Annotated in this window: 23 protein-coding genes; 12 read left to right on the top strand and 11 right to left on the bottom strand. The window is 64.7% G+C overall.

Annotated features, from left to right (window positions below; genetic code table 11):
* Positions 1–65: 65 nt before the first annotated feature.
* The 9 genes from AC1RRC_RS02470 (at position 66) to AC1RRC_RS02510 (ending at position 11,009) form a co-directional block, all read left to right on the top strand.
* On the top strand, positions 66–1,271 hold the full coding sequence (locus AC1RRC_RS02470; RefSeq protein ID WP_493053658.1) for a cation:proton antiporter: 1,206 nt from the start codon (positions 66–68) through the stop codon (positions 1,269–1,271).
* Between the two features lie 93 nt (positions 1,272–1,364).
* Complete coding sequence (locus AC1RRC_RS02475) at positions 1,365–2,576, top strand: AraC family transcriptional regulator (RefSeq protein ID WP_493053659.1); 1,212 nt, start codon at positions 1,365–1,367, stop codon at positions 2,574–2,576.
* Positions 2,577–2,734: 158 nt separating this feature from the next.
* Positions 2,735–2,950 (top strand): hypothetical protein, encoded by a 216-nt coding sequence (locus tag AC1RRC_RS02480; protein WP_493053660.1) that lies wholly within the window; start codon positions 2,735–2,737, stop codon positions 2,948–2,950.
* 101 nt (positions 2,951–3,051) lie between these two features.
* On the top strand, positions 3,052–5,544 hold the full coding sequence (locus tag AC1RRC_RS02485) for a cellulose binding domain-containing protein (RefSeq protein ID WP_493053661.1): 2,493 nt from the start codon (positions 3,052–3,054) through the stop codon (positions 5,542–5,544).
* Positions 5,545–5,595: 51 nt separating this feature from the next.
* Positions 5,596–6,192 carry a PEP-CTERM sorting domain-containing protein gene (locus tag AC1RRC_RS02490; RefSeq protein WP_493053662.1) on the top strand — a complete coding sequence of 199 codons (597 nt, stop codon included), beginning with the start codon at positions 5,596–5,598 and terminating at the stop codon, positions 6,190–6,192.
* Between the two features lie 159 nt (positions 6,193–6,351).
* Positions 6,352–7,566 (top strand): XylR family transcriptional regulator, encoded by a 1,215-nt coding sequence (locus AC1RRC_RS02495; RefSeq protein WP_493053663.1) that lies wholly within the window; start codon positions 6,352–6,354, stop codon positions 7,564–7,566.
* A gap of 126 nt (positions 7,567–7,692) precedes the next feature.
* Entirely contained in the window at positions 7,693–8,592 is a 900-nt protein-coding gene (locus AC1RRC_RS02500; protein ID WP_493053664.1) for an aldose epimerase family protein, read from the top strand.
* 22 nt (positions 8,593–8,614) lie between these two features.
* On the top strand, positions 8,615–10,105 hold the full coding sequence (locus AC1RRC_RS02505) for a tryptophan halogenase family protein (protein ID WP_493053665.1): 1,491 nt from the start codon (positions 8,615–8,617) through the stop codon (positions 10,103–10,105).
* A 145-nt stretch (positions 10,106–10,250) separates the two neighbouring features.
* Positions 10,251–11,009, top strand: a complete 759-nt coding sequence (locus AC1RRC_RS02510) for a GDSL-type esterase/lipase family protein (RefSeq protein ID WP_493053666.1) — start codon at positions 10,251–10,253, stop codon at positions 11,007–11,009.
* Between the two features lie 125 nt (positions 11,010–11,134).
* Here AC1RRC_RS02510 and AC1RRC_RS02515 read toward each other — a convergent pair whose 3' ends face one another.
* On the bottom strand, positions 11,135–13,201 hold the full coding sequence (locus AC1RRC_RS02515) for a glycoside hydrolase family 2 protein (protein WP_493053667.1): 2,067 nt from the start codon (positions 13,199–13,201) through the stop codon (positions 11,135–11,137).
* Between the two features lie 287 nt (positions 13,202–13,488).
* Here AC1RRC_RS02515 and AC1RRC_RS02520 point away from each other — a divergent pair, with 287 nt between their 5' ends.
* Complete coding sequence (locus AC1RRC_RS02520) at positions 13,489–14,316, top strand: crotonase/enoyl-CoA hydratase family protein (RefSeq protein ID WP_493053668.1); 828 nt, start codon at positions 13,489–13,491, stop codon at positions 14,314–14,316.
* Positions 14,317–14,421: 105 nt separating this feature from the next.
* On the opposite strand, the gene AC1RRC_RS02525 is transcribed toward AC1RRC_RS02520, so the two are convergent.
* The 10 genes from AC1RRC_RS02525 to AC1RRC_RS02570 form a co-directional block, all read right to left on the bottom strand.
* A complete protein-coding gene (locus AC1RRC_RS02525) occupies positions 14,422–15,834 on the bottom strand; it encodes a sensor histidine kinase (RefSeq protein ID WP_493053669.1) in 1,413 nt (470 codons plus the stop codon).
* A complete protein-coding gene (locus AC1RRC_RS02530; protein WP_493053670.1) occupies positions 15,831–16,505 on the bottom strand; it encodes a response regulator transcription factor in 675 nt (224 codons plus the stop codon). Before AC1RRC_RS02530 ends, AC1RRC_RS02525 begins: the two co-directional genes overlap by 4 nt.
* A gap of 24 nt (positions 16,506–16,529) precedes the next feature.
* Positions 16,530–17,168 carry a tetratricopeptide repeat protein gene (locus AC1RRC_RS02535; RefSeq protein ID WP_493053671.1) on the bottom strand — a complete coding sequence of 213 codons (639 nt, stop codon included), beginning with the start codon at positions 17,166–17,168 and terminating at the stop codon, positions 16,530–16,532.
* 32 nt (positions 17,169–17,200) lie between these two features.
* Positions 17,201–17,995, bottom strand: a complete 795-nt coding sequence (locus AC1RRC_RS02540) for an SDR family oxidoreductase (RefSeq protein WP_493053672.1) — start codon at positions 17,993–17,995, stop codon at positions 17,201–17,203.
* Between the two features lies 1 nt (position 17,996).
* Positions 17,997–18,671: an iron-containing redox enzyme family protein gene (locus AC1RRC_RS02545; RefSeq protein WP_493053673.1), complete on the bottom strand. Its 675-nt coding sequence runs from the start codon at positions 18,669–18,671 to the stop codon at positions 17,997–17,999.
* Positions 18,668–20,140 (bottom strand): AMP-binding protein, encoded by a 1,473-nt coding sequence (locus AC1RRC_RS02550; RefSeq protein ID WP_493053674.1) that lies wholly within the window; start codon positions 20,138–20,140, stop codon positions 18,668–18,670. Before AC1RRC_RS02550 ends, AC1RRC_RS02545 begins: the two co-directional genes overlap by 4 nt.
* Positions 20,118–20,726: a thermostable hemolysin gene (locus AC1RRC_RS02555; RefSeq protein WP_493053675.1), complete on the bottom strand. Its 609-nt coding sequence runs from the start codon at positions 20,724–20,726 to the stop codon at positions 20,118–20,120. The genes AC1RRC_RS02550 and AC1RRC_RS02555 overlap by 23 nt, the downstream gene beginning before the upstream one ends.
* 173 nt (positions 20,727–20,899) lie before the next feature.
* A complete protein-coding gene (locus tag AC1RRC_RS02560) occupies positions 20,900–21,055 on the bottom strand; it encodes a hypothetical protein (RefSeq protein WP_493053676.1) in 156 nt (51 codons plus the stop codon).
* Between the two features lie 27 nt (positions 21,056–21,082).
* Positions 21,083–21,778: a sensor histidine kinase gene (locus tag AC1RRC_RS02565; RefSeq protein WP_493053677.1), complete on the bottom strand. Its 696-nt coding sequence runs from the start codon at positions 21,776–21,778 to the stop codon at positions 21,083–21,085.
* A gap of 3 nt (positions 21,779–21,781) precedes the next feature.
* On the bottom strand, positions 21,782–22,549 hold the full coding sequence (locus AC1RRC_RS02570) for a helix-turn-helix domain-containing protein (RefSeq protein WP_493053678.1): 768 nt from the start codon (positions 22,547–22,549) through the stop codon (positions 21,782–21,784).
* A 353-nt stretch (positions 22,550–22,902) separates the two neighbouring features.
* Here AC1RRC_RS02570 and AC1RRC_RS02575 point away from each other — a divergent pair, with 353 nt between their 5' ends.
* A complete protein-coding gene (locus tag AC1RRC_RS02575) occupies positions 22,903–23,658 on the top strand; it encodes a polysaccharide deacetylase family protein (RefSeq protein ID WP_493053679.1) in 756 nt (251 codons plus the stop codon).
* Between the two features lie 283 nt (positions 23,659–23,941).
* Complete coding sequence (locus AC1RRC_RS02580; protein ID WP_493053680.1) at positions 23,942–25,555, top strand: hypothetical protein; 1,614 nt, start codon at positions 23,942–23,944, stop codon at positions 25,553–25,555.
* Positions 25,556–25,590 lie beyond the last annotated feature (35 nt).

A 25,590-nucleotide genomic window follows, 5' to 3' on the forward strand; every position in this document is an offset into this window, starting at 1 on the left:
CGGCGCCGGCCGCTTGCGGGCCCTTTGCCGGTCCGCAAGCGGCTTTTTTCTCCGGAGAGACAACCATGAATACCACTGAAATTTTCCTGCTTGCCATGCTGCTGATTTTCACGGCGCCATATTTGCTGTGGCGGCTCGGCAGGACGGATTACTTCGCACCGCTGGCCATCGTGCAAATCATCGGCGGCATCTTGCTGGGGCCGGGCGTGCTGGGGGCGGCGTTTCCGGAATATCACCAGGCGGTTTTTACGCCGGCCGTGGTGCAGTCGCTGAACGGCATCGCCTGGTGGTCGGTCATGTTGTTCGTGATGATCGCCGGCATCGAGCTGGACCTGAAGCAAGTGTGGCAAACCCGGCGTGAGAGCGCCATTACGGCGGGCTGCGCGCTGGGCATGCCGCTGCTGTTCGGCTGCGGCGCCGCGGTCCTGTTGCTGGGCTACCAGGGCTGGATCGGCCCGAAAGGCAAGGACTGGCAATTCCTGCTGGGCGTCGGCATGGCGTGTGCCGTCACGGCGCTGCCGGTGCTGGTGCTGTTGATGGAAAAGCTGGACATCCTGCGGGTGCCGATGGGCCAGCGTATCCTGCGCTACGCCAGCCTGGACGACGTCGCCATCTGGGGCGTATTGGCGGTGATCTTGCTGGACTGGGAAAGGGTGGGGCGCCAGGCCGGCTTCCTGCTGGCGTTCGCCGTGCTGACCGTGCTGTTCCGGCGCCTGATGGTGAAACTGGCTGAGAGCGACCGCTGGCATGTATCGCTGATCTGGCTGGCCGCCTGCGGCTTTGGCGCGGACTGGGCCGGACTGCATTACATGGTGGGCGCATTCCTGGCCGGGGTGGTGATGGATGCGCACTGGTTCGACCGGAAAACCATGGATATGCTGTTCAAGCATATCCTGCTGGTGATGATGCCGGTGTTCTTCCTCAGTACAGGCCTGCGCACCCAGTGGGATGTCGGCAGCTATCCCGTGTTTTTCGTGGCCGGGCTGCTGTTGCTGGCGTCCGTGGGCGGCAAGCTGGCCGGTACCCGGCTGGCCGGCAAGCTATTGAAGTGGAAGGAGGGCGAAGCTTCGCTGTTTGGCTGGCTGTTGCAAACCAAGGGGTTGATTGAAATTATCTTTGCCAACATCTTGCTCGATAAGCAAATTATCACGAATGAAACGTTTACAGCGCTGTTGCTGATGGCGGCCGCCAGCACCATGCTGACGGTGCCGGTGGTCCATCCCAGGCTGCACCGTGTGGCCAATACCGGCCTGTTGCGGCAAGCCGGTTGAGTTTGACTTCTGCCCGCCGGCATCGAGCTGTTATGATGCGAACAGGCATGCCGGTCCCGGCGGTGCACGGAGATCAATCAACAACTGTAGACAATGCAAGAGTTTTATAGGAAGTCGCTGCTGGCGCTCATATTCCTGGTGGCCGCCGATGCGCTGCTGGCGGCTTTGCTGATCCAGCAAAGCTACCTGTCGCTGTCGCTGTTCCCGACGCACGACTTGCATTGGCGCTACTACACCAACACCGACGCGACCATGCAGGGCACGTCGACGGTGCGGATCGACAATTCCACCCGCGAGCGCTTGCGGTTCGATTTCAACATGACGAAAGCGGTGCAGTACCCGTTTGTCTTCGCGGGCATCGTGTTGAACGACCGCCATGGCAAGGAACTGCAGATCGACCTGACCAAGTACACGGCCGCCACCTTCAATGCCAGGTGCGCCCCCGCCAATGAAATGGTCATGCAGGTGTCCACCTTCGACGGAAAAGTCTCGAAGCCGGGCGACTTCATTACTTACCGTTCGCCCTCGACATTTTTTGCCTGTAATGCGGCGGGCGTGCCGGTGACGCTGGACTTGACCCGGCTGTCGATTGCGCAATGGTGGTTTGACGCATTCAAGCTCGACCTGACCCAGCAGGAATATACCCTGAACCGGGTATCGAAAATAGCTTTTGGCACCAGCTCGCGCAGCGCTTACAACGTCGATTCCCATGTCGAAATCAGCGACCTGGTATTGCATGGGCGCGATTACCGTTATATTGATGCGCTGGCCGTAATCTTATTATCCAGTGTCGGCATATTTGCCATTTTATTTTTCCGCGCTTATACCCGTGCCCTGACGGCCAGCCTGGACGTTAAAATGAAAAAGGATTTGCCGCTGGTGGCTTATCGGCAGTTAACGCTGGAACCTTATAAAGACAAGGAAAAAGCCACGGTATTACGCTTTATCGCCACCAATTATACGAATACGGAACTGGACCTGGAAGGCGTGGTGGCGGGTACCGGCACCAATCGTAATAAAGTCAATGAAGTGCTTAAAACCGAATTGGGCATGACGTTTACCAGTTACCTGAATAAATTGCGGCTGACGGAAGCCGCCCGCCTGTTGACGGAAAGCAGTGCTGCGGCGGTGGCGGAAATCGCCTATTCGGTTGGTTATGGCAACGTTTCGTATTTCAACAAGTTGTTCAAGGAAGAATACGGCTGCACGCCGAAAACCTTCCGCACCCTGGCCTCCCACCCGGCCCCGTCCGCCGAGTGCGACACTGCCGGGTCATCCCCCGTCCGGAGCGACGAACCCGGCTGACCGCCACTTGCACTACCTGCAGAACTAATCGCAATTTCTGCATATTGATAGAAATTCCTGTATGGGCGTTAGTGCCCCCCGGGCCTGCGCCCCTAAGCTGGTGTTGTGGGTTAGCTTCCGCTACCCACCCGGTTCACACCATACAAGGAATAGAAGTCATGAACGTCGATCCCCGGTGCCGCCAGTCCATCGTCCGCACTCCCCCTGGACACGGCTCCATCCTGCCTTGCCAGCCATACGCCGCCAACGAACCGGTTAAACCGGCACCGCCGGCGCCCCTCGTGCCGCAATTACGCATCAATTTCGCCATCGCGGTTTGCCTTGCCGCTTCGGTATTGATGCTGCTGGCCGGGCCGGAATTTACTTCCATTTAATTTCAGTGCAGTTGGTCAGCGCCGCCTTAGTGCGTCCGATTTCGGGCCGGATATTGCCCGGAATAATAAAAAATATAGTTTGAACGGAGGAGATTTTGAAATTGAAACCACTTAGTGCGCTGTTATCGGCTACTTTATTAATGGCATCGATGGCGTCGATGGCGCAAGCCGAAACGTATAAATGGGATACCGTCGCCATGGGCGGCGGTGGTTACGCCACGGGCGTCATTCCAAGCAAATCAGAGCGCGATGTACTGTATATGCGCACCGACGTTGGCGGCGCATACCGCTGGGATCCACAAAACGAGCGCTGGATTCCCTTGCAGGACTGGACCCCGGAAGAGCGCTCCGGCTTAATGGGGGTCGAAGCGATCGCCATTGATCCGAACAACGCCGGCACCGTGTATTTAATGGGCGGCACCGATTACCTGAATAATGGCAAGAGCGCAATCCTGCGGTCGCGCGATTATGGCCGCACCTTTGAAATCTTCGACACCACGGCGCAATTCAAGGTCCATGGCAACGGCATGGGCCGTGGCAATGGCGAACGCCTGCAAGTCGATCCGGGCAACAGCGATATCCTGTATGCCGGCACCCGCCGCAACGGTCTGTTCAAGTCGCTCGACGCCGGCGCCACCTGGAACCGCGTGGAGTCGCTGGCGGTCACGTCCACCCCGAACGACAATGGCATCGGCTTCGTGCTGCTCGATCCCGCCAGCGTCGATGGCGGTCCGGCCCAGCGTGTATTTGTCGGCGTGTCGCGCATGGAGAGCGTCGGTCCCAATCTGTACTTCAGCTATGACGGCGGCGAAACGTTCGAACCGGTCGAAGGCGGCCCCGCCGGCCTGATGCCACAGCGCGCGGTGATGTCGCCCGATGGCAAGCTGTATGTGACGTATGCCGACGGCGCCGGTCCGCACGGCAGCGACCTGGAAGCCATGAGCCGTGGCCAGGTGTGGGAATACGACGCCGTTGGCGGCAATTGGACCAACATCACCCCGGCCGGCATCAGCGGTCCGTTTGGCGGCATCAGCATGGATCCCGCCGATCCGCTGCACCTGGTGCTGTCCACCACCAATTACTGGCGTCCGCAAACCGTCACCGGCGGTTGGGGCGAACAGGTTTTCACTTCGCGCAATGGTGGGCGCAACTGGACCAACCGGATGGCCAGCCCGGTCACCATCAATCCCAAAGGGGCCGACTGGATTACCGGTTCATCGATCCACTGGGCATCCGACATCCAGTTCGATCCGTTCGACACCCGCACCGCCTGGGTGGTATCCGGCAATGGCGTGTTCCGCACCACCAATATCGAGGCCCCTTCCACGACCTGGAATTTCGAAGCGGGAGCGTACGAGGAAACCGGGACCTATTCGGCCATCAGCCTGCCGAACGGGCAACTGGCGACGTCGATCGGCGACTATGACGGCTTCATCCACACCGACGTGGCGCAGTATGCGCCGCGCCACGCGCCGTCGATGGGCAGCACCACGTCGCTGGTGGCCAGCGCGGATGGCCAGGTCATGGCCCGGGTCGGCACCCGGCTGTACTACAGCACCAACACGGGCGCCAGCTGGACCCAGGCCGCGACCATGAACGGCAGCGCCGGCCGCCTCGGGATCTCGGCCGATGGCCAGGTGCTGTTGCATGTGCCGGACAATGCGGCGACCGGATACCGCAGCACCAACTTCGGCGCCAGCTGGACCGCCGTGCAGGGCTTGGTGGCGGGCGCGCGCCCGTATGGTGACAAGATCAATCCGCAAAAGTTTTATGCCTACAACAGCGGCACCGGCCGCATGCTGGTCAGCACCGACAGCGGCGCAACATTCGTGCCGAAAGGCATGGTCGGCCTGGGCGGTTCCCGCTATATCACCCCGACCCACGGCATCGAGGGCGACGTCTGGGTGTGTCAGCCAAACGGCTTGATGCACACCACCGACAGCGGCGAGACGTTCAGCAAGATCGCCACCGTCAAGGATTGCACCGCCGTTGCGGTGGGCAAGGCCGCGCCGGGCGCCAACTACGGCACGCTGTACATCCTGGGCACCGTGGGCGTGACGCGCGGCGTGCTGCGTTCCACCGACCTGGGCGCAACCTGGGTGCGCGTGAACGACGACGCCCACCAGTATGCGGGCCTGGGCAACGACGCGGTGCTGGCGGCCGACCTGACCCGCTATGGCGTGGTGTACCGCAGCACCATGGGACGCGGCGTTGCCTACGGCAAGGTGGCGGACGACGGCGACGTCATCGTGACGCCGGCCGACCCCAACGTCACAGCCGTGGAACCGCCGAACCAGTGCGATTACGTGGTCACGAACTCGTGGTGGGGTGGCGGCATTGCGGAAATCCGCATCACCAACAACCGCTCCACGGCGGTCAGCGGCTGGACCGTCAACTGGACGTACGGTGACGGCACGGCGCCGGCCCAATGGTGGAACGCCAACGTCAGCGGCAGCTCGCCGACCTTTACCGCCACCGGCGTGGACTGGAACCAGACCATTTCGCCTGGCGCCACGGTGACATTCGGCATGGTGTTCAGTGGCGGCGGTGAGCACCCCACGATCCCCGCCTTCTCCGGCGACGTTTGCAAGTGACGGCAACCGGGGCGCCGGCTGGCGCCCCTCCACAGTACGAGAGCACAGATCATGAAAAAAATATTGTTTGGTTTGATCGCCGGCGCAGCCATGCTGCTGGCTTCCACGGCGCATGCCGGCGTGGTGTCGTTTGAAGACTTGAACGCCGGCGGCAAGCTGGCCAGCATGTCGAAGAACAACCCGTATGCGGGCTTCACGTGGAGCAACTCCCTGTTTCTGGGCGACACGTCGGTGGCGGGCTATGGCAATGCAGCGCACTCCGGCACGGACTTCCTGACCAACGGATTCGGGGTCAACAACCTGGGCATCGCCAGCGCCGACCCGTTCAATTTCACCGGCGCCTGGTTTGCCACGCCCAACACCAATGGCAGCAAGGCCGGCTGGATCAACATCACGGCCTATGACAGCGCCAACCAGCTGATCGGGAGCACCGGCAACATCGTCATTGGTTCGGCGTTCTCCTTCATCGGCGCCAACTTCACCAATGTGGCACGCCTGAATATTGCGCGCGACAAGGGCTGGTTCGTGATGGATGACCTGGCGTTCAACCGTGGGCAAGGCACGGTGCCGGAACCGGGCAGCTGGGCGCTGCTGGGCCTCGGCGCGGCGGCCCTGGGTTGGGCGCGGCGCCGGCGCGACGGCGCATAACGCTTGTTTGATGCATTGACAGTGTCAACCGCAGGGGGCGCGCCACACGCGCGACCCCCTGCGGGAATATAAAAAATACAGCACGGAGACCACAAGCATGAAATACGAACCGAACATCCGCACTGGTGCCGCAAGCCGTTTTGATGGCGCGAGGCTGGCATGAACACCACCAAGGCCCACCGCATCGCGTTGCTGTTTAACGCCAACAAGAGTTTTGATCGTGAAATCATCGCCGGTATCGGCGCCTACCTGGGCAGCACCCGCTCGGCCTGGGATTTGTTCCTGGAAGAAGATTTCCGCCTGCGCCTGGCCGGCATCGAGCACTGGCAGGGCGACGGCATCATTGCCGACTTCGACGACCCGGCCGTGGCGAACGCGCTGTCGCGCTGCCAGGTGCCGGTGGTGGCGGTCGGCGGTTCCTACGCCGACGACGCGCAGTATCCAAGCGGCGTACCGTATGTGGCCACCGACAACCACAAGCTGATCAAGCTGGCGCGCGACCACCTGATCGACGTGGGCCTGCACCGCTTTGCCATGTTCAGCCTGCCCAAGGCCAGGGAAAACCGCTGGGCGCAGGAACGGGAAAACGCTTTCCTCAACCTGATGCGGGATGACCAGATGGATGCCGAGATTTTCCGCGGCTGTGAAACCAGCGCCTCGTCGTGGGACGAGTCGGTCCAGGGCCAGATCGCCTGGCTGCGCAGCTTGCCGAAACCGGTCGGCGTGATCGCCGTCACCGATGCCCGCGCGCGCCAGCTGTTGCAGGCGTGCACCATTGCCGGCATCGAGGTGCCGGAACAGGTGGCCATCATCGGCATCGACAACGACCCGATGGTGCGCCTGCTGTCCCGTATTCCATTGAGTTCCGTGATCCAGGGCGCGCAGGAAATGGGACGCACCGCCGCCCACTTGCTGGACCAGATGCTGCACGGCGTGCGCCTGCGCGATACCCGGATCCAGGTGCCGCCGGCGGGTATCAATGTGTTTGCCTCCAGCCAGCACCAGCCGGTCAAGCATCCGCACGTGATGCGGGCGCGCCACTTCATCCGCCAGTATGCATGCCAGGGCATCAAGACCCACCAGGTGGCGGAATACGTGGGGGTATCGCGCTCATCGCTGGAAGCGTACTTCCGCCAGGAGCTGGGGTGCAGCGTGCACGACGTGATCCTGCGCTTCAAGCTCGATGCCGCCAAGGCCGCGCTGGAAGAGGGCGAGCGCAGCATAGCCGACGTGGCGCAGGGCTGTGGCTTCACGTCGACCCAGTACATGCACCTGGTGTTCAAGCGCGAGCTGGGCTGCACGCCCCGGGCTTACCGCGACCGTGCGCTGGACGCGGGTGAGGGGGCGGAACAGACCGCTTGCGCGCAGGCGTGACGGGGAGGGCCGGAACGGTTCGCGAGAATCGTTCCGGTGCTTGGTGAATATCGCAATTGAAACGTCATGGTGCGGGTTGCAGAATGGCAGGGTGACTATCTGCGTGCGCAAGCCCGGCTTATAACAATGACTAATTTATTTCCCCCGGCCCCGGTGGCTTCGGACCAGTACCGCTTGTTTACGCTCAGGAATGCCTGTGACATGACGGTCACCATCAGTGAACGGGGCGCGGCGCTGCGCTCGTGGCGCGCACCCGACCGCTATGGCCGCATGGCCGATGTGGTGCGGGCTGGCGCGGATGGCGCATCGATTGACGCGGCGCCGGCGCTATGGCAAGGCCGGCACACCCCGGGCGGCGTGGCGCTGCGGTTGATGGAGCCCGGCGGCGGCGCGGAGTTGCGGGCCAGCTACCGCCTGGACGACGACGGCTGCCTGACGGTGAAGCATGATGTGCTGGCGCGCCTGCCGACCATGGTCAGGCTGCGCTCGCATCCCGGCTTCAACCTCAATGGCGGCATTGCCGACGTTGGCGACCATATGCTGCAGATCGACGCCGACTATTACGTCGAAGTCGACGCGGGTGGCGCCCCGATCGGCGTGGCGGCGGTGGGCGGCACGCCGTTCGACTTCCGCGAGCCGGCGCCGATCGGACCGCGCCTGCGCTGGCCGGACAGCCAGATCAGCCAGGCCGGCGGCTTTGACCATTGCTTTTACGTCGGTAGCCATTTCGCCGGCGGCCAGGGCGAATTGCGCGAAGTGGCGCGGGTGTTCGATCCGGGCTCCGGGCGGCGGCTGCAAATGTACACCACGGAAGCCGCGCTGCAATTTTGCGCCGGCGGCGGCCGGGCGGGGCCGGCGAACAAGTCGAAGCAGGCGCCGGGCGGACGCCATGGTGGCCGCGACGGATTTTGCCTGGAAGCGGACGCGCGGCCGGCGCTGGTCAGCGTCGCCTGGCCCCATCTGCTGCTGCACCCGGGGCAGTCCTACCGTCAGACCAGCGCCTATCGCCTGTCGCTGATGGATTGATCTTTTCAAGGAGCAGGCAAGCATGAGCAAGGCATTTCAACGCATGGTGGTGGTCGGTGGCGGCGCCGCCGGCTGGATGACGGCGACCGCGCTGGCGACAGCGTTCCCGGGCAGTTCGGTGGAACTGGTGGAGTCGGAAGAGATCGGCATCATCGGCGTGGGCGAAGCAACCTTCCCGTCGATCCGCAAGTTCCACCAGCTGCTGGGCATCGACGAAGCGGAGTTCTTGCGCGCCACCAACGGCACCTACAAGCTCGGTATCGAGTTTTGCGACTGGCGCGCGCGTGGCGAGCGCTATTTTCATACCTTTGGCGATTTCGGCATGCTGAGCGGACCGCTGGCGGTCTGGGGCCAGCACCGCAGGGTTGCCGATCCGGCGCTGGGACCGCTGGGCGAGCAGTGCCTGCCCAGCGTGATGGCCAGCCAGGGCCGGTTCCGGCCGCCGTCCGGCCAGGCCAACGCCTTCGATTACGCTTATCATTTCGATGCGGTACTGTATGCCGGCTTCCTGCGTACGCTGGCGCTGCGGCGCGGCGCGCGCCGTACCGAAGGGCGCATCGTCGATGTGACGCGGCGCGCCGACGGCGGCGTCGCCGAATTGAAGCTGGCCGATGGCCGCGCCATCGCGGGCGACCTGTTCATCGACTGTTCCGGCTTCGCGTCGCTGCTGCTGGGCCGCACCTTGGAAGAGCCGTTCGTGGATTTCAGCCACTGGCTGCCGGTGGACCGGGCCTGGGCCTGTCCCGCCGCGCGCACCGGCGCCGGGCTGGCGCCGCTGACGCCATACACCCGCGCCATCGCGCTGGAAGCAGGCTGGGCCTGGCGCATCCCGTTGAGCAACCGCACCGGTCATGGCCATGTGTTCGCCAGCCGTTACATCGATGAAGAACGGGCCCGCGAACAGTTGCTGCAACAGATGGATGGCGAACCGCTGGCCGAACCGCGCCTGCTGCGCTTTGCCACCGGCCACCGCGAGCGCGTCTGGGTGCACAACGTGGTGGCGCTGGGACTGGCGTCGGGTTTCCTGGAACCGCTGGAATCGACCAGCATTTTCCTGGTGCAGAGCGGCCTCGGATGGCTGATCGAATTGCTGCAGCCCGGCCCCGCGCCATCGCCGCAGATGGTGGCCGCCTACAACACCCGGATGACGCGCCAGTTTGCCCGCATCCGCGACTTCATCATCCTGCACTATTGCCTGACCGCGCGCCGTGACAGCCAGTTGTGGCGCGCCATGACCACTATGGAGTTGCCGGAAACGCTGGCGTTCAAGATCCACGCGTGGCGCCAGGCGGGCGCGCTGCACATGTACGACGAAGAAGGCTTTGACGCCACCAGCTGGCTGGCGATCCATGCCGGCATGGGGCACTGGCCGGACCGCGCCGACCCGTCGCTGCGCGACATGCCGCCGGACGTGGCCCTGAAGGGCTTGCACCTGCGGCGCGACCAGATCGCCACGGCCGTGGCGGCGATGCCGTCCCACGACGATTTCCTGCGCGGCGTGCTGCAGCGCTGAAGCGCCGCCGCGCCCGCTGGATTGTTGAATATTGTTTGGCGTTTGGTCATTTTCGCGATTGCCGCGTCGCGATACCTGCTTGCACAATGGGCGTGGCGCCGCCCCGGCGCCAGCGTGCTGGTAAAGGGATGCAATGAAAGTGACAATGAAACAAACGATACGCGGGCTGGCCCGCCCGGCCGCGTGGCTGGCGGTTGCCGGTGGCATTGCGGGCGCGCCGGCCTGGGCCGGGGAAGCATCCGCCGCGGGGCCGTGCGCCACGCGGCCGGCGGCGCGCGCAATCGACTACCCGTGGATGTCAATCGCGCGTTGGCAACAGTTCTATCTCGACCACGCCGCGCGCGCCGCGCGCGGCGATATCGACGTGATGTTCGTTGGCGACTCGATCACGGAAATGTGGCCGCAACCCGTGTGGGACGCGAACTTCGGCCGTTTTAAGCCGGCCAACTTCGGTATCGGCGGCGACCATACCGGCAACCTGCTGTGGCGCCTGCAAACGCCCGCCATCGCCGCGCTGACGCCGAAACTGGTGGTGCTGCTGATCGGCGTAAACAATTTGAACCTGTGCGGGGAATCGCCGGAACAGGTCTTCGATGGCATCCGCGCCGTGGTGGACAAGCTGCGCAAGCAATATCCCGGCGCGCGCATCCTGCTCAACGCCGTGCTGCCGGCCGGCGAATTGCCGGAGTCGGCCTTGCGCCAGCGCGTCAATGCGCTCAACACAATGGTGGCGGCGCTCGGTGACGGCAAGACCGTGCTGTTCCATGATTACGGCCCGCGCCTGCTGGGCGCGGACGGCAAATTGTCGGCGCGGCTGCAGCCCGACTTCCTGCACCTGTCGGAGCAGGGTTACCGGATCTGGGCCGATGCGCTGCGCCCGGATATCGAACAATTGCTGAAATAGATTGCTGAAACAGTCTGCCGGAACAAGCGCGCCACGCGGCCTGCCAGACCGCGCCGCCGCTCAACCGGTGCGCAGGCTAGTCCGGTGCGCGTGATCGGCACCGTCCTCAATCCGGCACATCCCGGTCATCGGGCGGGTGCCGGAACATGGTGCCACTCGACCGTGTCGACAGCCTTGCCGGCCGTGACGCTGACGCGGTTGGCCCCGGGCGCCAGGCGCACCGGCCACGTGGCGATGTGGCCGGTTACCGGCTTTTCGCCGAGGTCGACGCCATTGACCGCCAGCCTGGCCGTGGGCTGGTTGCTGTACACCTTGACTTCCACATCGGCCGACTCGCGCCGCGTATGGCGGCGCGACGTGATATACGCCATGGGCCGCGATGCGCCGTCGGTCCAGTTGGACTGGTACCAGAAATACGCATCCTTCTTCACTGTGCGGTCATAGTTCACCAGTCCCTTGTCATTGAACCCCGGCTGGTCGCCTTCGTTGCGGAAGGCCGACGGAAAATCGAAGCCGAGCCAAATGAATTTGCCCCACAGCCAGGAACGTTGTGCCAACTGCGGCCATGCCGCTTCGTGGTACAGGGCCTGGTATTGTTCCGGATGCCAGCGTCCGCCCGGCTGCGGGCGCTGCGGCGGGTCTTGCTGCTGCAGCGCGCTGCCGCCCGCACCATATTCGCTGACGGCCAGCGGCGTGGCCGGACGGCGCGCATGGTTGTTGTCCAGGAACGGGCCCAGGTCGGCGAACGCGCCGTCGTACCAGCCGTAATACACGTTCGACCCGGCGGCATCCGTGTGCGACGCTTGCGGCCCGTCGATCGGAGCGCAGCAATTGGCATAGACCGTCGGCCGCTCCGGTTCTTCGCGCCGCGCCACGCGCTGCAGTAGCGCCAGCACGGTGGCGCTGGCCGCGTCCACCTTGTAGATCTCGTTGCCCAATCCCCACGCCATGACCGATGGGTGGTTGCTGTTCTGGCGCAGCAGCTCGCGCAACTGCTGCACGCTGTTGGCCAGGAACGCCTGGCCGGCCCCCACTTCGGCATTGAGCGGCATTTCCGTCCAGACCAGCCAGCCCAGCCGGTCGGCCAGGTCGTAGGCATGTTGCGGATGCTGGTAATGCGCGTGGCGCACGCCGGTGACGCCCAGGTCCGACAGGATGCGGTAATCCGCGTCGATCTCGGCGTCGGCCACGGCCGGGCCTTTTCCCGGCAAGAAGGTCTGGTGCAGGTTGACCCCGTGCACCGCGTACGGCGCCCCGTTCAGCAGCACGCCGCGCGCCGGGTCGAGCCGGATGTCGCGCACGCCGGCCTTGAACTCGGACCGGTCCAGCAAGCCGGCGCCGGCGCCGAGCTCCGCTTCGCTGGTGTACAGGTAGGGATCGCGCACGCCTTGCCACAGGTGCGGCGACGCCAGTGTGCCGGCCAGCGCCACCGTGGTCACGCTGCGCGGCGGCAGGCTGACGGTCTTGCGCGCGCTGGCGGCAATCCGCCCGGAGGCGTCGCGCAGGCGCGCGCTGACGGTGGTGCGCACCGCGCGGGCGCTGTCATTGGCCACGCGGGCGGTCCATCCGAGCGTGGCGCCGGCGGCCGAGACGCCGGACGCCGTGAAGTACACACCGGGACCGCCATAGTCCAGCATATCGAAGTGCACGGCGCGGGTGGCCACCAGCCGCACTGGCCGGTACAAGCCGCCGGCCATGGTGTAATCGCCGCCGAGCGGCTGCACGTCCGGGTTGCGCGCATTGTCGACGCGCACCTCGACCCGGTTGCGGCCCGGTTTCAGCCAGCGCGTGACATCAAAACGGAAGCGCGCGAAGCCGCCCGCGTGGCGGCCGGCGTGGCGGCCATTGACCCAGACGTCGGTGACCAGCATGGCGCCGTCGAATTCCAGGAAATGGCGCCGGTCCGCCTGCCGGCGCGGCAAGTCGATGGTGCGGCGATACCATCCCGCGCCCCGGTAGTATTGCGGACTGGCGCTGTCGGCGCCGTTGAAGCTGTGCGGCAGGGTGACGGGTTGCCAGGCTGGCTGTTGCGCGGTACGGAATTGCCAGCCGGCATCCAGCGGCATGGACAGGCGTGGCTGCGCCCATGCGGCCGGGGCGGCGCACAGCGCCAGCGGCAACAGCCAGTTGCGGAAGAGGCTGGCGGCGGCGCGCCGGGTGACATCGCGGGGATATTGCGGATTGCTGGTCATTGCTCGCTGTCTGTTCAGTGATGGGACGGATTCTCGGAGGGTTCGCCGCCATCATAGAAACCGGCTTTTTGCGGTGTCAAACGGAAGTGGGCGGATCCGGCAATTTCATTGGCGGGTCTGGCTGTTTTGATGAAGCGGGCAGGGGAAAACGCCGCCGTGGTGATTTTCGCACTTGTGTCGCCAGGGCCTGTGCCCGGCCGTCCGGGCACGCCGGCGTTTCTTTAGGTTGACCCCTCGGGAAGATGTACAGGAAGATGGGGGTTTTCCACCATTCCCACGGACGCCCGATGCCCACCGAACTGCCTGCCTATGAAACCGTCACCGTCAGCGTGGCCGACCATATCGCCACCGTGCGCCTGAACCGGCCGGAAAAGATGAATGCAATGAACCTGGCGATGTGGCGCGACATCCGCCGCGCCTTCGAATACATCGACGCCTTGCCGGAAGCGCGCGTGGCGGTGCTGGAAGGAGAGGGCCGCGCCTTCACCTCGGGCATCGACCTGCAAATGATGATGGGCCTGAGCGGCCAGATCCAGGATGACTGCGACGGCCGCATGCGCGAGGCGCTGCGCCGCGTGATTCTCGACTTGCAGGACACCTTGACCAGCCTGGAACGCTGCCGCAAGCCGGTGCTGGCGGCGGTGCACGGCGCCTGCGTCGGCGGCGGGATCGACCTGATCACGTGCGCCGACATGCGCTACTGTTCGGCCGACGCGTGGTTCAGCATCAAGGAAATCGATATCGGCATGACGGCCGACGTGGGCACCTTGCAGCGCCTGCCGAAACTGATCGGTGACGGCATGGCGCGCGAACTGGCCTATACCGGCCGCAAGTTCGACGCGGCCGAGGCCCGGGAAATGCGCCTGGTCAACCGCGTGTACGAGTCGCCCGAAGCGCTGCGCGACGGGGTGTGCGCGATCGCGGCGGAGATCGCCGCCAAGGCGCCGCTGGCGGTGCGCGGCGTCAAGGAAATGATTACCTATGCGCGCGACCATTCGGTGGCCGATGGCCTCAACTACAACGCGACCTGGAACGCGGCGATGCTGATGTCGGCCGACCTGCAGGAAGCCATGATGGCCGGCATGGCCAAACGTGCGCCGGCATTCAGGGATTGAGGGCGGCGCCCTCAGCGCTTGCGTAGTCGGTTCGCGCAAACGGCGACCAGGTTGTTGTCCTTGGTATCAAGCGACGATCACGTGCCAGGTCCGCTTGCCGGTGCGTCAAGCCGGCCGGGCGCCCATTCCGGCGTCGCGGGGCAATTTCACACGCACCAGGGTACCCTGGCCATCGGGCCGGGGGCCGACATCGATCGTGCCGTGATGCCGGTCGACGATTTCAAGCACGATCGCCAAGCCGAGACCATGGCCGCCGGGTACGGTACCCGGCAAGCGGTAATACGGCGTAAACAGTTTGTCCCGTTCCTGTTCCGGGATGGGCGGACCGTCATTGGCCACGCCGAGGATGGCGCCATCCGCGCCGGATTCCAGCGTAACCTGGATGTCGCCGTGCGGCGCGCCATGGACGGAAGCGTTGTCGATCAAATTTTGCAGCATGCGATACAGTTGCGCTGGTTCGCCCCGGACTTCGCAATCGTGCGCGGCATCGAGGCCGATGCTCTGGCCGCGGCGGTCGAGCAGCGGGTCCATGGCGGCTATCACGTCGCAGCACAGCGCCCTCAAGGACAGGGTTTGGAATTGCAGGTGGTCGCCACCGGACGCGATGCGGCTCAGCGTGAGCAATTGTTCTGCCAGTTTGCTGGTGCGGCGCGCGCCGGCCATGGCCTGCTCCAATGAAGCGTCGCGCTGCGCCCGCGTGGCGGCGCGTGTGGCGTTGTCCAGGTGCAGCTGGATGGCGGCAATCGGCGTGCGGATTTCGTGCGCGGCGGCGTTGAGGAAGCGCTGCTCGCGCTGGAAGGCGGCGCGGATGCGGTCGAGCAGGTGATTCAGTTCGGTGACGATGGGTGCCAGTTCCAGCGGGGTTTCCCGCAAGGTGACCGGTTCCAGCGATTCCGGCTCGCGCGCCGCGATGCGGGCAGCCAACTCCGACAGTGGGCGCATATTGTGCAGGATCAGCAGGTTGACAGCCGCCAGCATCAGCACGCCGCCGATCGCCAGCGGCACCAGGATGGACATGCCGATGTCGTCCGACATTTCTTGGCGGACCTCATCCAGCTCGGCGGTCAACACCCAGATGGTGCCGGACTGGAGGGCGAAAACTTGCCAGTCGGCACTTTCAATATGGTTTTCCGAATACCCCGCGCGCAGCGGCGCCAGGGCCTTGGAGGGGGCCGAGGCCGACTTGGCCAGCAGCACGCCATTATCGCGCCAGACCTGGAAGGCGATCTTGGTTTCATAGCGGTGGCCAAACACTTCCGGTTCGTCGCTGGTGGAAGACTCGATCTCATGCGGCAGGGCAATCACGATGGGCGCGCTGATCGTGGCATGCTCGAGCTGGCGCGCCACCAGCGCTTCGAGCACCCGCGCCGAGGTGGCCAGGCGCGCGCTGAACAGTTCCACCGATTCATGGCGCGCCACGGCGCGCGCGCCGATGCCGATGCCCAGGAAGATGACAACCATGCACAGCAGCGTCGCCGCGACCAGGCGCCGGCGGACCGAGTATTGGCCGTGCCTCATCGGCTTTGCGCGGCCAGGTCGCCGATCCGGTAGCCGACGCCGCGGATGGTCTTGATGACGGCCGGGCTGATTTTGCGGCGCAAATGGTGCACATGCACATCGATGGTGTTGCTTTCCGCGCCTTCGCCCCAGCCGTACAACGACTCCTCCAGCTGGGCGCGGTTGAATACGCGCTGCGGGTTTTCCGCCAGTTGCAGCAGGAGCATGAATTCCAGCCGCTGCAATTCGACCGGCCGGCCCTGCCACGTGGTGCTCAGGTTCTCCGGGTTCAGGGCCAGGTCGCCCAAGGTCACTTGGTTGACCTGGCGGCCGCTGCGGCGCCGCAATAGTACGCGCAGGCGGGCCAGGAGTTCGTCCAGCTCGAATGGCTTGACCAGGTAGTCGTCCGCGCCCAGGTCCAGCCCCTTTACCCGGTCGCGGGTGGCATCGCGCGCCGACAACACCAGCACGGGAATCGGGTTGGCGCTGGCGCGCACGGCCCGCAGCACGTCGGTGCCATCCAGCGTCGGCAAGCCCAGATCCAGCACCATCAGGTCGAACGGGTTGTGCGCCAGCGCCTGGATCGCGGCCGGGCCGTCGCCGACATGTTCGACCGTATAACTGGCGCGGCGCAGCGCCACCAGCAAGCCGCTGGCTAGCAGGGCGTCATCTTCGACGAGCAGGATTTTCAAGGATGCGGCCTCCACTGGCTGTATTCATTTACGCATGGCGGCGATTTTCGCCAGCAATTGCTCGATCTCCCCGCGCCGGCCCTCGTCGGACACCTTGCGGCCCGGGCGGGGCGCCGCTTGCAGCGCCTTGTTCAGCGCGCGTTCCGCTTCCGCCAGTTCACCCTTGCGGAACAGGAAATCGCCGTAAAAGTAGTTGGGGTCGATGCCGTCCGGGTTGATGGCCAGCCCCTTCTTCAGGTATTCCAGCGCTTTCTTGTCATCGCCAAAGCCGATCGGCCAGCCAGGCACCTGGTAGTACAGCGAACCGAGGCTGGTATAGGCGGACCCGGACAGGGCGTCGGGGTTGATCGCCAGCGCCTGTTCCAGCGATTTCTTGGCGCTCTTCACATGCGTTAGCGCGCCCAGGCCGCCTTTGGCGCCGGCGTAGGTCGATTCAATAATACCGTACCAGACCAGGATTTCGGCACTGCCGGGATTGGCGGCGGCGGTTTTTTTTGCCTCGGCCACCAGTTGTTCGTACTGCGCTTCCTGGGCCGTCGCGGGCGTCTTATAGCGGATCTGTTCCCACTTTTGTTGCAGGCTGCTGACGTCTTCGGGCGCGCCCGCAAAGGCGAGAGCCGCCGGCAGCAGGAACAGGGCGATGAGTTGGGCAATGGATTTCATAGGATAGGTCGCGTTGGTTTGTGGGGGCGGATTTATTTCGGCAAGTACTGGCGGATCACCCCCAGTTGCTTGCGGATTGCGTCGTCGGGCAGGGCGGGGAGCAGCCGGTTGAGCAGGACAAAGAAACGCTCCTTGCGCCCCATGGTGGCTTGCCAGGCGCCGCCGGCCAGGAATTCCGCGAAGGCGGCCGCGACGGTTTCCGGCGTGTCCTGGGCGGTGCCGAGCGCGGTGTTCATGGCGTCCACGGCCGCGCTGTTGATGGCGGTACGGGTGGCGCGCGGTGCGAAATGGCGCACCTCGATGGCGCTGTCGGCCAGTTCGCGCCGCAGCGCCTGGGAAAACCCTTGCAGGCCGGCCTTGCTGGCGCCATAGACGGCGAAACCGGGATAACCCAGCATGCCGAACACGGAGCCGATATTAACCACCTGGGCCGACGGGGCTTGGTGCAGCAGGGGCAGCAACTGGCGCGTGAGCAACATCGGCGCCAGCAAGTTGGTGTCGAGCATGGCGCGGATGGTGTCGGGCGACTGCGTCTGGAAGCTGTGGAACTGGCTGACGCCGGCATTGTTGACCAGCAGGTTGAGGCCGCCGGCCGCGCCGGCCGCCTGCTCGATGGCCGCCAGCGTTTCCGGCGCCGTCAGGTCGCCGCAGACCACCTGGACGTGGCTGCCCAGTTCGGCTTGCAGGGCCCGCAGCGGGGCGGCTTGGCGCCCGACCAGCAACAAGGCGTCCGCTTGCGGCGCCAGGCGGCGCGCGATGGCGGAACCAATGCCGCCGCCGGCGCCGGTCAGGACGGCGCGATAGCGTTGGGGAGTGCGCCGGCCCATATCACGCCGCCTGTTCAAACAAAGCGCCGCCGTGAGGCAAGCTGCGGAACACGTCCCCATATAGCTGGTACATCATGCGCGCCACGTGCAGCACGGCCTGCTGGTCGGCCGGGCGCGTGAGGCGATTGACCAGGTCCTCGAAGAAGGCCACATGGCCGATGTCCAGGGTGCCATGCGAAGCGAGGTAAGTGAATGCTTCGAGTGGCAGGCCCAGCGCGCCGCGCAGGGTGTCGGCCGCATGGGTCGCCAGCGCCGTGCTGGTGCCTTCCAGCACGTGCACCATGCCGAGGAAACCGACCGGGTTGCCACGATCGACCTGGTGGTAGGCGTAGGCGACCATCAGCTCGGTGCTGGCGTGGGGCTGGCCATGGCGTACCGCGTCCGGTTCGCCGCCGCAGGCGGCGATATCGGACAGGATCCATTCCTGGTGCCCGACTTCCTCGTCAATGTATTCGGCCATGGCGGTGCGCAGCCACTCGTAGTCGGGGCCGAGGCGGCTGCCGCACGCCATCAGCAGCGGCACCGTGTGTTTAACGTGGTGGTAGGCCTGGCCCAGGAAGGCGATGTATTGCCCGGTGCTGGCCTGGCCGCGCAGCGCGTCCTGGATGATGGGAGTGGCAAACAGTTGCTGGCGTTCCAGTTCGGTGCCGGCTTTCAGGGTGTCGAAAAAACTCATACGGGTAACTCCAGTGGCTCATACAGGGAAGTGATCAGCGCGGCGTGCTGTTGCAGGATCGCGGCGCGGCGCGGCCGGCCGTTGGGCGTGGCCAGGCCGTTGGCGGACGTGAAAGGTGGCGCCACGGCCCAGCGCCGTACCTGGGCATAGTCCGGCAATTCCCGGTTGGCCAGGTCGACGGCCTGCTGCAGCTGGGCCGGCGTGAGCCGCTCCGTCGCCGGCACCAGCAATGCCGCCAGCCATGGCAGGCCGTCACCCACCACCAGAGCCTGCGCCAGCAAGCCGCTGCCCAGCAGGGCGGCTTCCGGCCATTCCGGCGACACATTGCGGCCATAGCCGGTGATCAGGATGTCCTTCTTGCGGCCATCGATGTACAGGAAGCCGTCTTGGTCCAGATGGCCCAGGTCGCCCGTGGCCAGCCAGTCCAGGCTGCCGGCCGGCTGACCCAGGTAATGGGCCGGCGCACCGCCGACTTCGATCTCGCCATCGGCGGCAATGCGCACCGGCCGGTGCGGCAGCGGCCGGCCGACGCTGCCGGGCCGTTCCGCGCCGGGCAAATTGAGCGCCACCACCGAGCAGCATTCCGTCAGGCCGTAGCCCTCGAACACCGGCAGGCCGCGCTGTCGCGCCGCCGCCAGCAGCCGCGCCGGCACCCTGGCGCCGCCAACCGCGACGAAGCGCAGGCTAGTGGTGCGGGCATCGTTGGGCGCCATGGCCGCGACCAGGGCTTGCAGCATTTGTGGCAGCACGATAATGCTGTGTGGCTGGTGGCGCGCGATGGCGTCCAGGCAGCGTAGCGGATCAAACTGGCTGGCGCCGGCCAGGCCGATTTCCGCGAGCGGCGGGCAGATGGTGGTGGCCCCGCTCAGCATCGCGGTATACGGGCCGGCGATGTTTTCCAATAAGACCGCGAACGGCAACAGGCACAAATGCCGTTCCAGGCGCAGCGGCGCGACGCCCTGCTGCAGCGTGCGCGCCAGTTCCCACTGCTGCGCGGTGGACAGGCAGACGCCCTTGGGGCTGGCGGTGGTGCCGGAAGTGAAGGTGATCTTCTGGGTGTGCGGCGGTGCGGGCTGGTCGGCCGCGCCGGCGGCCTCGTAGAGCCGCAGCGGGGCACCGTAGTCGGCCGGCGCGCCGAAGCCGAACCCCGCCAGCGGCGAGCCGGGTGGGGCCAGCACGGCGCCGGCGCCGCTTTCCTTCAGCACGTGGCCCCATTGGGGCGGTGTGAAAAACAGTGGCAAGGGCACCAGTGTCAAACCCAGTTGCTGTGTGGCGAGGTCGGCCACCAGCCATTCCGGGCCGTTGTCGGCCAGGATGGCCACTGGCGCGTGCGGCGCGCGGCGCGCCAGCAAGGCGGCGCACAGGCGGTTTACGCGCGCTGCCAGGGCGTTGGCGTCGAGGTGCTCGCTGCCGTCGCTGAGGACGGTGCGGGCGCCGGGAAAGAGATCAGGCAAGTTGTCTAAAACCATAATGGATATCGCCGAACATGACTTTGGGTTGGGTGTCGTAATAGCTGCCCCAGCGTTGACCGCCATCGGGCAGGCGGGCTGGATCGGCCGGGGCCAGCACATGGGGCTGAAGGCGGAGACGGCTGAAAGAATTGAGCAGGCTGGCGGTGGCGGTAAAGACCACCCAACGCAAGCCGAGCCCGTTCAACAGTTGCGTGGTGCTGATGATCAGGGCGCGTGCCGCGCCCGGCCGCAGCGCGGCCAGGTTGCCGACTTCGACAATGGTGTTCCGATCCACCGGGCCGCGCGCGTGGGCGCCGATAGCCTCTTCCACCGGGGCGTCGAGGTAATGTTCAAGGAACAGGTGGCGGCCGGCGGCCGGAGTAAAGCCCAGCGCGGCGACCAGGTGTCCCGCGCTGTCGCGCTGGCCAAGCAGGACGTCGCTGAAATGATTCACTTCGGCGCCATAGCTGGCGCGGAACGAGCGGGCAATAAAACGCTCCAGTTCGTTCCTGCCTGCGGCGCCGCGCGGGAACAGGGCGATCGTACCGGATTTCCCGGCACTTTCCGCGGGCACGGCGGGCAATTCAGTCTTGGCGCTCAACATGGCATCCCTCGAAAACGGCTGTTGGGATGACTTTAAGCAGGGAAGATTATCTGGGGATTAACCGGCGCGTGTCCGCGCACGGGCGCCGGATGGCCAGATCGCGTGCATCGTGGGGTGCCAGTGGTTGTCCGTTTCCCACTCCACCGCTCCCAGGCTGACAACGACCAGGTCCTTCATATCATTGAGACTGCGCGCGTTGGCGACTTTATCCGCACGGGGCCATCGAGGGCATACAGGATGTTGCCATGGTCAAGGCTGAACACGGGCTTGGCGGCGAAGGTGGAATTGGCCAGGCGTTCGGTGGAGGGGACGGTGACGAACGCATCCATTTCCCGGGTTCCACCAGGTGTTGCCGCTCAGCCAACCGGCAGCGGCAACAGCGCCATAATCCGCGTGCCGCCCTGGCCGCGCACCGAGATTTTCCCGTTCAGCGCCATCACCCGCTCGCGCATGCCGACCAGTCCCAACGAACGCGGCTTATGCAAGCTCCCGGCGTCCAGGCCGATGCCGTCATCCTCGATGCGGATGCGCAGCATGCTGTCCTGGCGGCGCACCGACACACACACATTGCGCGCCTGCGCGTGGCGGCCCACATTGGTCAATGATTCCTGCACGATGCGGTACACCGTGGTGCTGTAGCCAACGTCGAAATCCAGTTCGGATTCCACGATGTCGAGTTCGCACTGCAAGGGGTGGCGCCGGGCAAAGTCCAGGCACATGGCTTGCAAGCCATGGTACAGGCCGCCGCCGTCCAGGGCTTGGGGGCGCAGGTTGCGGGCGACGCGGTGCATCGAGGTGATGGCCGTCAGCAGCAACTTGTCCATGCCGTGGAGCTGCGCGGCGGCGGCGGGAGGCAAGGCCTGGACCTTTGCCAGCAAGGCCATGTCGACCCGCAGCGTGGCCAGCAATTGGCCCAGGTCGTCATGCAGTTCGCGTGCGATATGGGAGCGCTCGTCTTCCCGCACCAGTTGCAGTGTCGAGGCGTCGGTGGCGCGCCGTCCCAGGCTGCGTTCGCTGCGCCGGTTGCGCATGCTGTTCTTTCGCTGGTGCATACGTTATCCAGGGGCGCTGGCAGGGAGGGACAGTGGCGGCTGGCCGCCGCCGCCCGCCGGGATGGCGGCGGCGGGGATCGTCAACACGCGCCCGTTGACCAGCAACTGTCCCTCTGCCTGCAATTCGCTCAGCAGGCGGCTGACGGTGGTGCGGCCGATGCCCAGGTGATCGGCGAGATCCTGGCGCGACATCGGCAGGCGCAGGCGCATGCCACCGGCGCCGGACTGCGCTTGCAGGCCTCCCAGCGCGATCAGCGCACCCATCAGGCGCTGCCGCGCGTTATTGTTATGCAGCCGTAAGGTGATGGCGCGCTGTTGCTGCAACTGTTGCTGCATCAGCCCGAACATCACCGATCGCAGCGCGGGGTGATTGGAGGCCATCCGCTGCAGCGCGCTGAAGGACAGTTCGCACACTTCGACCGTATTGAGGGTGACGGCGCTGTTGATATGCTGGCTCAGGCTGATGGTGTCGAGTCCAACAATGTCGCCTTCACGGGGAAAGCGGTCGATGAAGCCCCGCCCGTCGCCGGCTTCCTGGACGATTTTCACATCGCCGCGCCGCAGGGCATACACACGGCCGTGCACCTGGGTCCCGGCACGGTACAGCCATTGACCGCGCGGCAAGGTCCGGCGCCGTTCGACCAGGCGGCCCACGCGTACCGTGTCGTCATCGTCGAGGGTGGCGGTAAAACAGCGCTCGCGCATGGCACAGCCCAGGCAGGCATTGGCGGCCTGCGTCAGGGCGTGGATATCGTGCTTTACGGGGATCATGGCTGCCTTGTGGAAACAGTGATTGGCGGAGGCGGAAACATCACTTGCCGCTTACTAGCGATGGTGGATGGTTCGGCGATGGAGTTTGCCATAACGACAATGGCAATGTAAGGGAAGAAGCCCGTCAGTTCTGTCTCCGCAATCAATTTTTAAGCAATCATGCACCGGCGAAAGCCCGGCCAGGCACATTTGCGCGCCAGCCGTCTTGTGTTTCGTCAGGTGCGGCACGGCTGGCGGACAAACGCGCCGACGGTCCTGTTGCTAGGGTGGGCGTGGGGATGGCAGGCGGATGAGACCGTATGGATATGGCCAGGCCACCCCGTAATGCGGCGCGGCCGCGGGGAGCGGCAACGATGCTGTGGTTCACCTGTTCCGTCGATGATGGCCATCCATCCGACCTGAAATTCGCGGCGCTGCTGGCGCACCATGGCTTGCACGGCACGTTTTTTGTCCCATTGTCGAACCAGGAGGGGCCGCCCGTCATGGCCGCGCCCGCGCTGCGCGAATTGGGCAGCCGCTTTGAAATCGGTTCCCATACCCTGACGCACCAGTTCCTGACCCGGGTCCCGCCGCAGCGGGCGGCGCGGGAAATCGTCGATGGCAAGCGAGCGCTGGAAGATCTCCTCGGCAACGCGGTGCACGGGTTTTGCTATCCCGGCGGGCGCTACCGCCGGAGTCACCGGGAGCTGGTGCGCGCGGCGGGCTTTGCCTACGCCCGCACCACGGTCAACCTGGCCTGCCATGCCGGCCCCGGCCCGTATGACATGGCCACCACCTGCCAATTTTTTCCGCATACCGCCGCGGTCTACCTGCGCAATTTTGCCAGTGGCGGGGGCTGGGTGCGCCGTGCCCCCGGCCTGGGCGTCGCGCTGCGGGCCGGGGATTGGGAGCGCCGGCTCGATGGCTTGCTGGCGTTGGCGGAGAAACAGGGGGGCGTGTTCCATTTATGGGCGCATTCGGCCGACATCGACCGGCTGCGGGCATGGGACCTGCTGGACCGGTTTTTAGGGCGCGTGGCGCGCAGTGTGGCTGTTCCGCAACGCTTGACAAATTACAGGTTAGCTGAGCTTGCATTTTTCGGTAAAAGCGGTGTAGTGCAAATGCCATGAGGGATCTTTCGGGAAGATCCGAGAAATCCCGTGTATTTCAATTAAATGTCGCCATCTACAGCTATCGTGCTTGCAATTTATCCATTTCAGAGCCATATCAGCCATTAATTGTCTTTAAATTATTAAACTTCCATGGATATTTCATAATGTGAAAAATTTCTTGTAGATAGAAAAGTTTGGCCCTTAAGATTGACGCAAATAAAAATTACTTCACGTTATTTTCTTGCGTTTTTTCTACAAAGGGCTTTCTATGTATTCCTGCAATTCACCTTCCGGAGTGGCCGTGTCGGTCCTGTCTTTCAGCGCTGCGATTTTGTTGGCAGGCTGCGGTGGCAATCCTGACAGCTCCACCGATGCGGCTGTTGCCGCACAGGCCGTCAAGATGGGTGGCGCCGCCACCAGCTGTACGTTCCCTGATTACAAATGGGGCACCAAGTACGTCACGGGCAACATCGTCCGCTACCCCGAGAATGGCCAGTTTTATATTGCCGAGCACGACAATCCCGGCTGGGATCCGGTCATCAGCACGTATTTCTGGAACCCGTACAGCTGCACACCGACCACGCCGCCACCGGCGCCCGGCACCGACCCCGGTACCGGCACCGCCTGCAGCTATCCAACCTGGCGCGGGGGTGTGCAATACAAGACCGGCGCCATCGTGTCCTACCCTGACAACGGCAAGCTGTATATCGCCGAGCATGACAACCCGGGCTGGGATCCGATCATCAGCACGTATTTCTGGAATCCCTACACCTGTACCGCGCCGGCGCCATCCCCGACGCCAACGCCGACACCTACGCCAACGCCGACTCCGACACCCACGCCAACGCCGACGCCACCCGTCACCAGCGGGCCGCAAATTCCCGCCAACGGTTGCAGCTTTGCCGCGGTGTCGGCGGCGGTCACGGCGGCGCCGGCCGGCAGCACGGTGATCATCCCCGCCGGCGATTGCAGCTGGGGAACCCAGCAATTGAACGTGCCGGGCGGGGTGGCGTTGCGCGGCGCGGGGCAGGACAAGACCACGATCCGGCGCGTGGGCGCGGTGTCCAATACCGCCTACCTGGTGGCCTATAACTGTTCCAACGGTAAACCAGCGACGTTCTCCGGCATGACACTGGTTGGCAACGGCAATGGCGCGATCCAGGATAAAGGCCTGGGGCTGCTCAATGGCTGCAGGGATTTCCGTGTCACCGACTCGAAATTCACGAAATTTATCTTCAGCGCGGTGTTTGTCGGCGATGCGCCGAACCAGCGCGGCGTGATCTACAAGAATAATTTCATCGATAACTACAGCGCCAGCCTGCGCAACCTCGGGTACGGCGTGGTGGTGTATGGCGGCGGCGCCTGGCCGGCGCTGAGCCTGGGGTCGGCCAACGCGGTGTTCGTGGAAGATAATTACTTCTCCGGCAACCGCCACAACATCGCTTCCAACAACGGTTCGGTGTACGTGTTCCGCCATAACAAGGTGGTCGGCACCGATGCCGCCAAGGACTATGCGATGACCGATGTGCACGGGCTGTCGTCGTCACCGCGCGGCTCGCGCAGCTTCGAGATCTATAACAACGCGTATTCCACCAATATCAGCGGCGGCTTGCAGCGCTCCGCGGTCGGCATCCGTGGCGGCGACGGCGTGGTGTTCAACAACACCGCGCCCGCCACCATCAGCCGCACCGTGGAACTGATGGTGGAAGGCTTCGGCTGCGGGACCTACCCGGGGCCGGACCAGTCGCGTTCGGTGTATATCTGGAACAATACCGCGAATCCGCAAAACGGCTACACCAGCAACGGTATCGACAATACCTGCCCGGCGTCGCTCGTGCTGAACCGCGATTACTTCCTGACCCAGAAACCAGGCTACACGCCGTATGCCTATCCGCACCCGCTGCGCGCCCAGTAATTGCCAGGCGCGGTGATGTAACAAAGCCGTAACGC

This window comes from Pseudoduganella sp. GW821-FHT12E03, assembly GCF_058807115.1.

Excerpts from the sequence above, each read along its gene's own strand:
- AC1RRC_RS02470 (WP_493053658.1), top strand. The coding sequence starts at position 66 with ATGAATACCACTGAAATTTTCCTGCTTGCCATGCTGCTGATTTTCACG.
- AC1RRC_RS02475 (WP_493053659.1), top strand. The coding sequence starts at position 1,365 with ATGCAAGAGTTTTATAGGAAGTCGCTGCTGGCGCTCATATTCCTGGTG.
- AC1RRC_RS02480 (WP_493053660.1), top strand. The coding sequence starts at position 2,735 with ATGAACGTCGATCCCCGGTGCCGCCAGTCCATCGTCCGCACTCCCCCT.
- AC1RRC_RS02490 (WP_493053662.1), top strand. The coding sequence starts at position 5,596 with ATGAAAAAAATATTGTTTGGTTTGATCGCCGGCGCAGCCATGCTGCTG.
- AC1RRC_RS02495 (WP_493053663.1), top strand. The coding sequence starts at position 6,352 with ATGAACACCACCAAGGCCCACCGCATCGCGTTGCTGTTTAACGCCAAC.
- AC1RRC_RS02500 (WP_493053664.1), top strand. The coding sequence starts at position 7,693 with ATGACTAATTTATTTCCCCCGGCCCCGGTGGCTTCGGACCAGTACCGC.
- AC1RRC_RS02505 (WP_493053665.1), top strand. The coding sequence starts at position 8,615 with ATGAGCAAGGCATTTCAACGCATGGTGGTGGTCGGTGGCGGCGCCGCC.
- AC1RRC_RS02510 (WP_493053666.1), top strand. The coding sequence starts at position 10,251 with ATGAAACAAACGATACGCGGGCTGGCCCGCCCGGCCGCGTGGCTGGCG.
- AC1RRC_RS02515 (WP_493053667.1), bottom strand. The coding sequence starts at position 13,201 with ATGACCAGCAATCCGCAATATCCCCGCGATGTCACCCGGCGCGCCGCC.
- AC1RRC_RS02520 (WP_493053668.1), top strand. The coding sequence starts at position 13,489 with ATGCCCACCGAACTGCCTGCCTATGAAACCGTCACCGTCAGCGTGGCC.
- AC1RRC_RS02525 (WP_493053669.1), bottom strand. The coding sequence starts at position 15,834 with ATGAGGCACGGCCAATACTCGGTCCGCCGGCGCCTGGTCGCGGCGACG.
- AC1RRC_RS02535 (WP_493053671.1), bottom strand. The coding sequence starts at position 17,168 with ATGAAATCCATTGCCCAACTCATCGCCCTGTTCCTGCTGCCGGCGGCT.
- AC1RRC_RS02540 (WP_493053672.1), bottom strand. The coding sequence starts at position 17,995 with ATGGGCCGGCGCACTCCCCAACGCTATCGCGCCGTCCTGACCGGCGCC.
- AC1RRC_RS02545 (WP_493053673.1), bottom strand. The coding sequence starts at position 18,671 with ATGAGTTTTTTCGACACCCTGAAAGCCGGCACCGAACTGGAACGCCAG.
- AC1RRC_RS02550 (WP_493053674.1), bottom strand. The coding sequence starts at position 20,140 with ATGGTTTTAGACAACTTGCCTGATCTCTTTCCCGGCGCCCGCACCGTC.
- AC1RRC_RS02555 (WP_493053675.1), bottom strand. The coding sequence starts at position 20,726 with ATGTTGAGCGCCAAGACTGAATTGCCCGCCGTGCCCGCGGAAAGTGCC.
- AC1RRC_RS02560 (WP_493053676.1), bottom strand. The coding sequence starts at position 21,055 with ATGGATGCGTTCGTCACCGTCCCCTCCACCGAACGCCTGGCCAATTCC.
- AC1RRC_RS02565 (WP_493053677.1), bottom strand. The coding sequence starts at position 21,778 with ATGCACCAGCGAAAGAACAGCATGCGCAACCGGCGCAGCGAACGCAGC.
- AC1RRC_RS02570 (WP_493053678.1), bottom strand. The coding sequence starts at position 22,549 with ATGATCCCCGTAAAGCACGATATCCACGCCCTGACGCAGGCCGCCAAT.
- AC1RRC_RS02575 (WP_493053679.1), top strand. The coding sequence starts at position 22,903 with ATGCTGTGGTTCACCTGTTCCGTCGATGATGGCCATCCATCCGACCTG.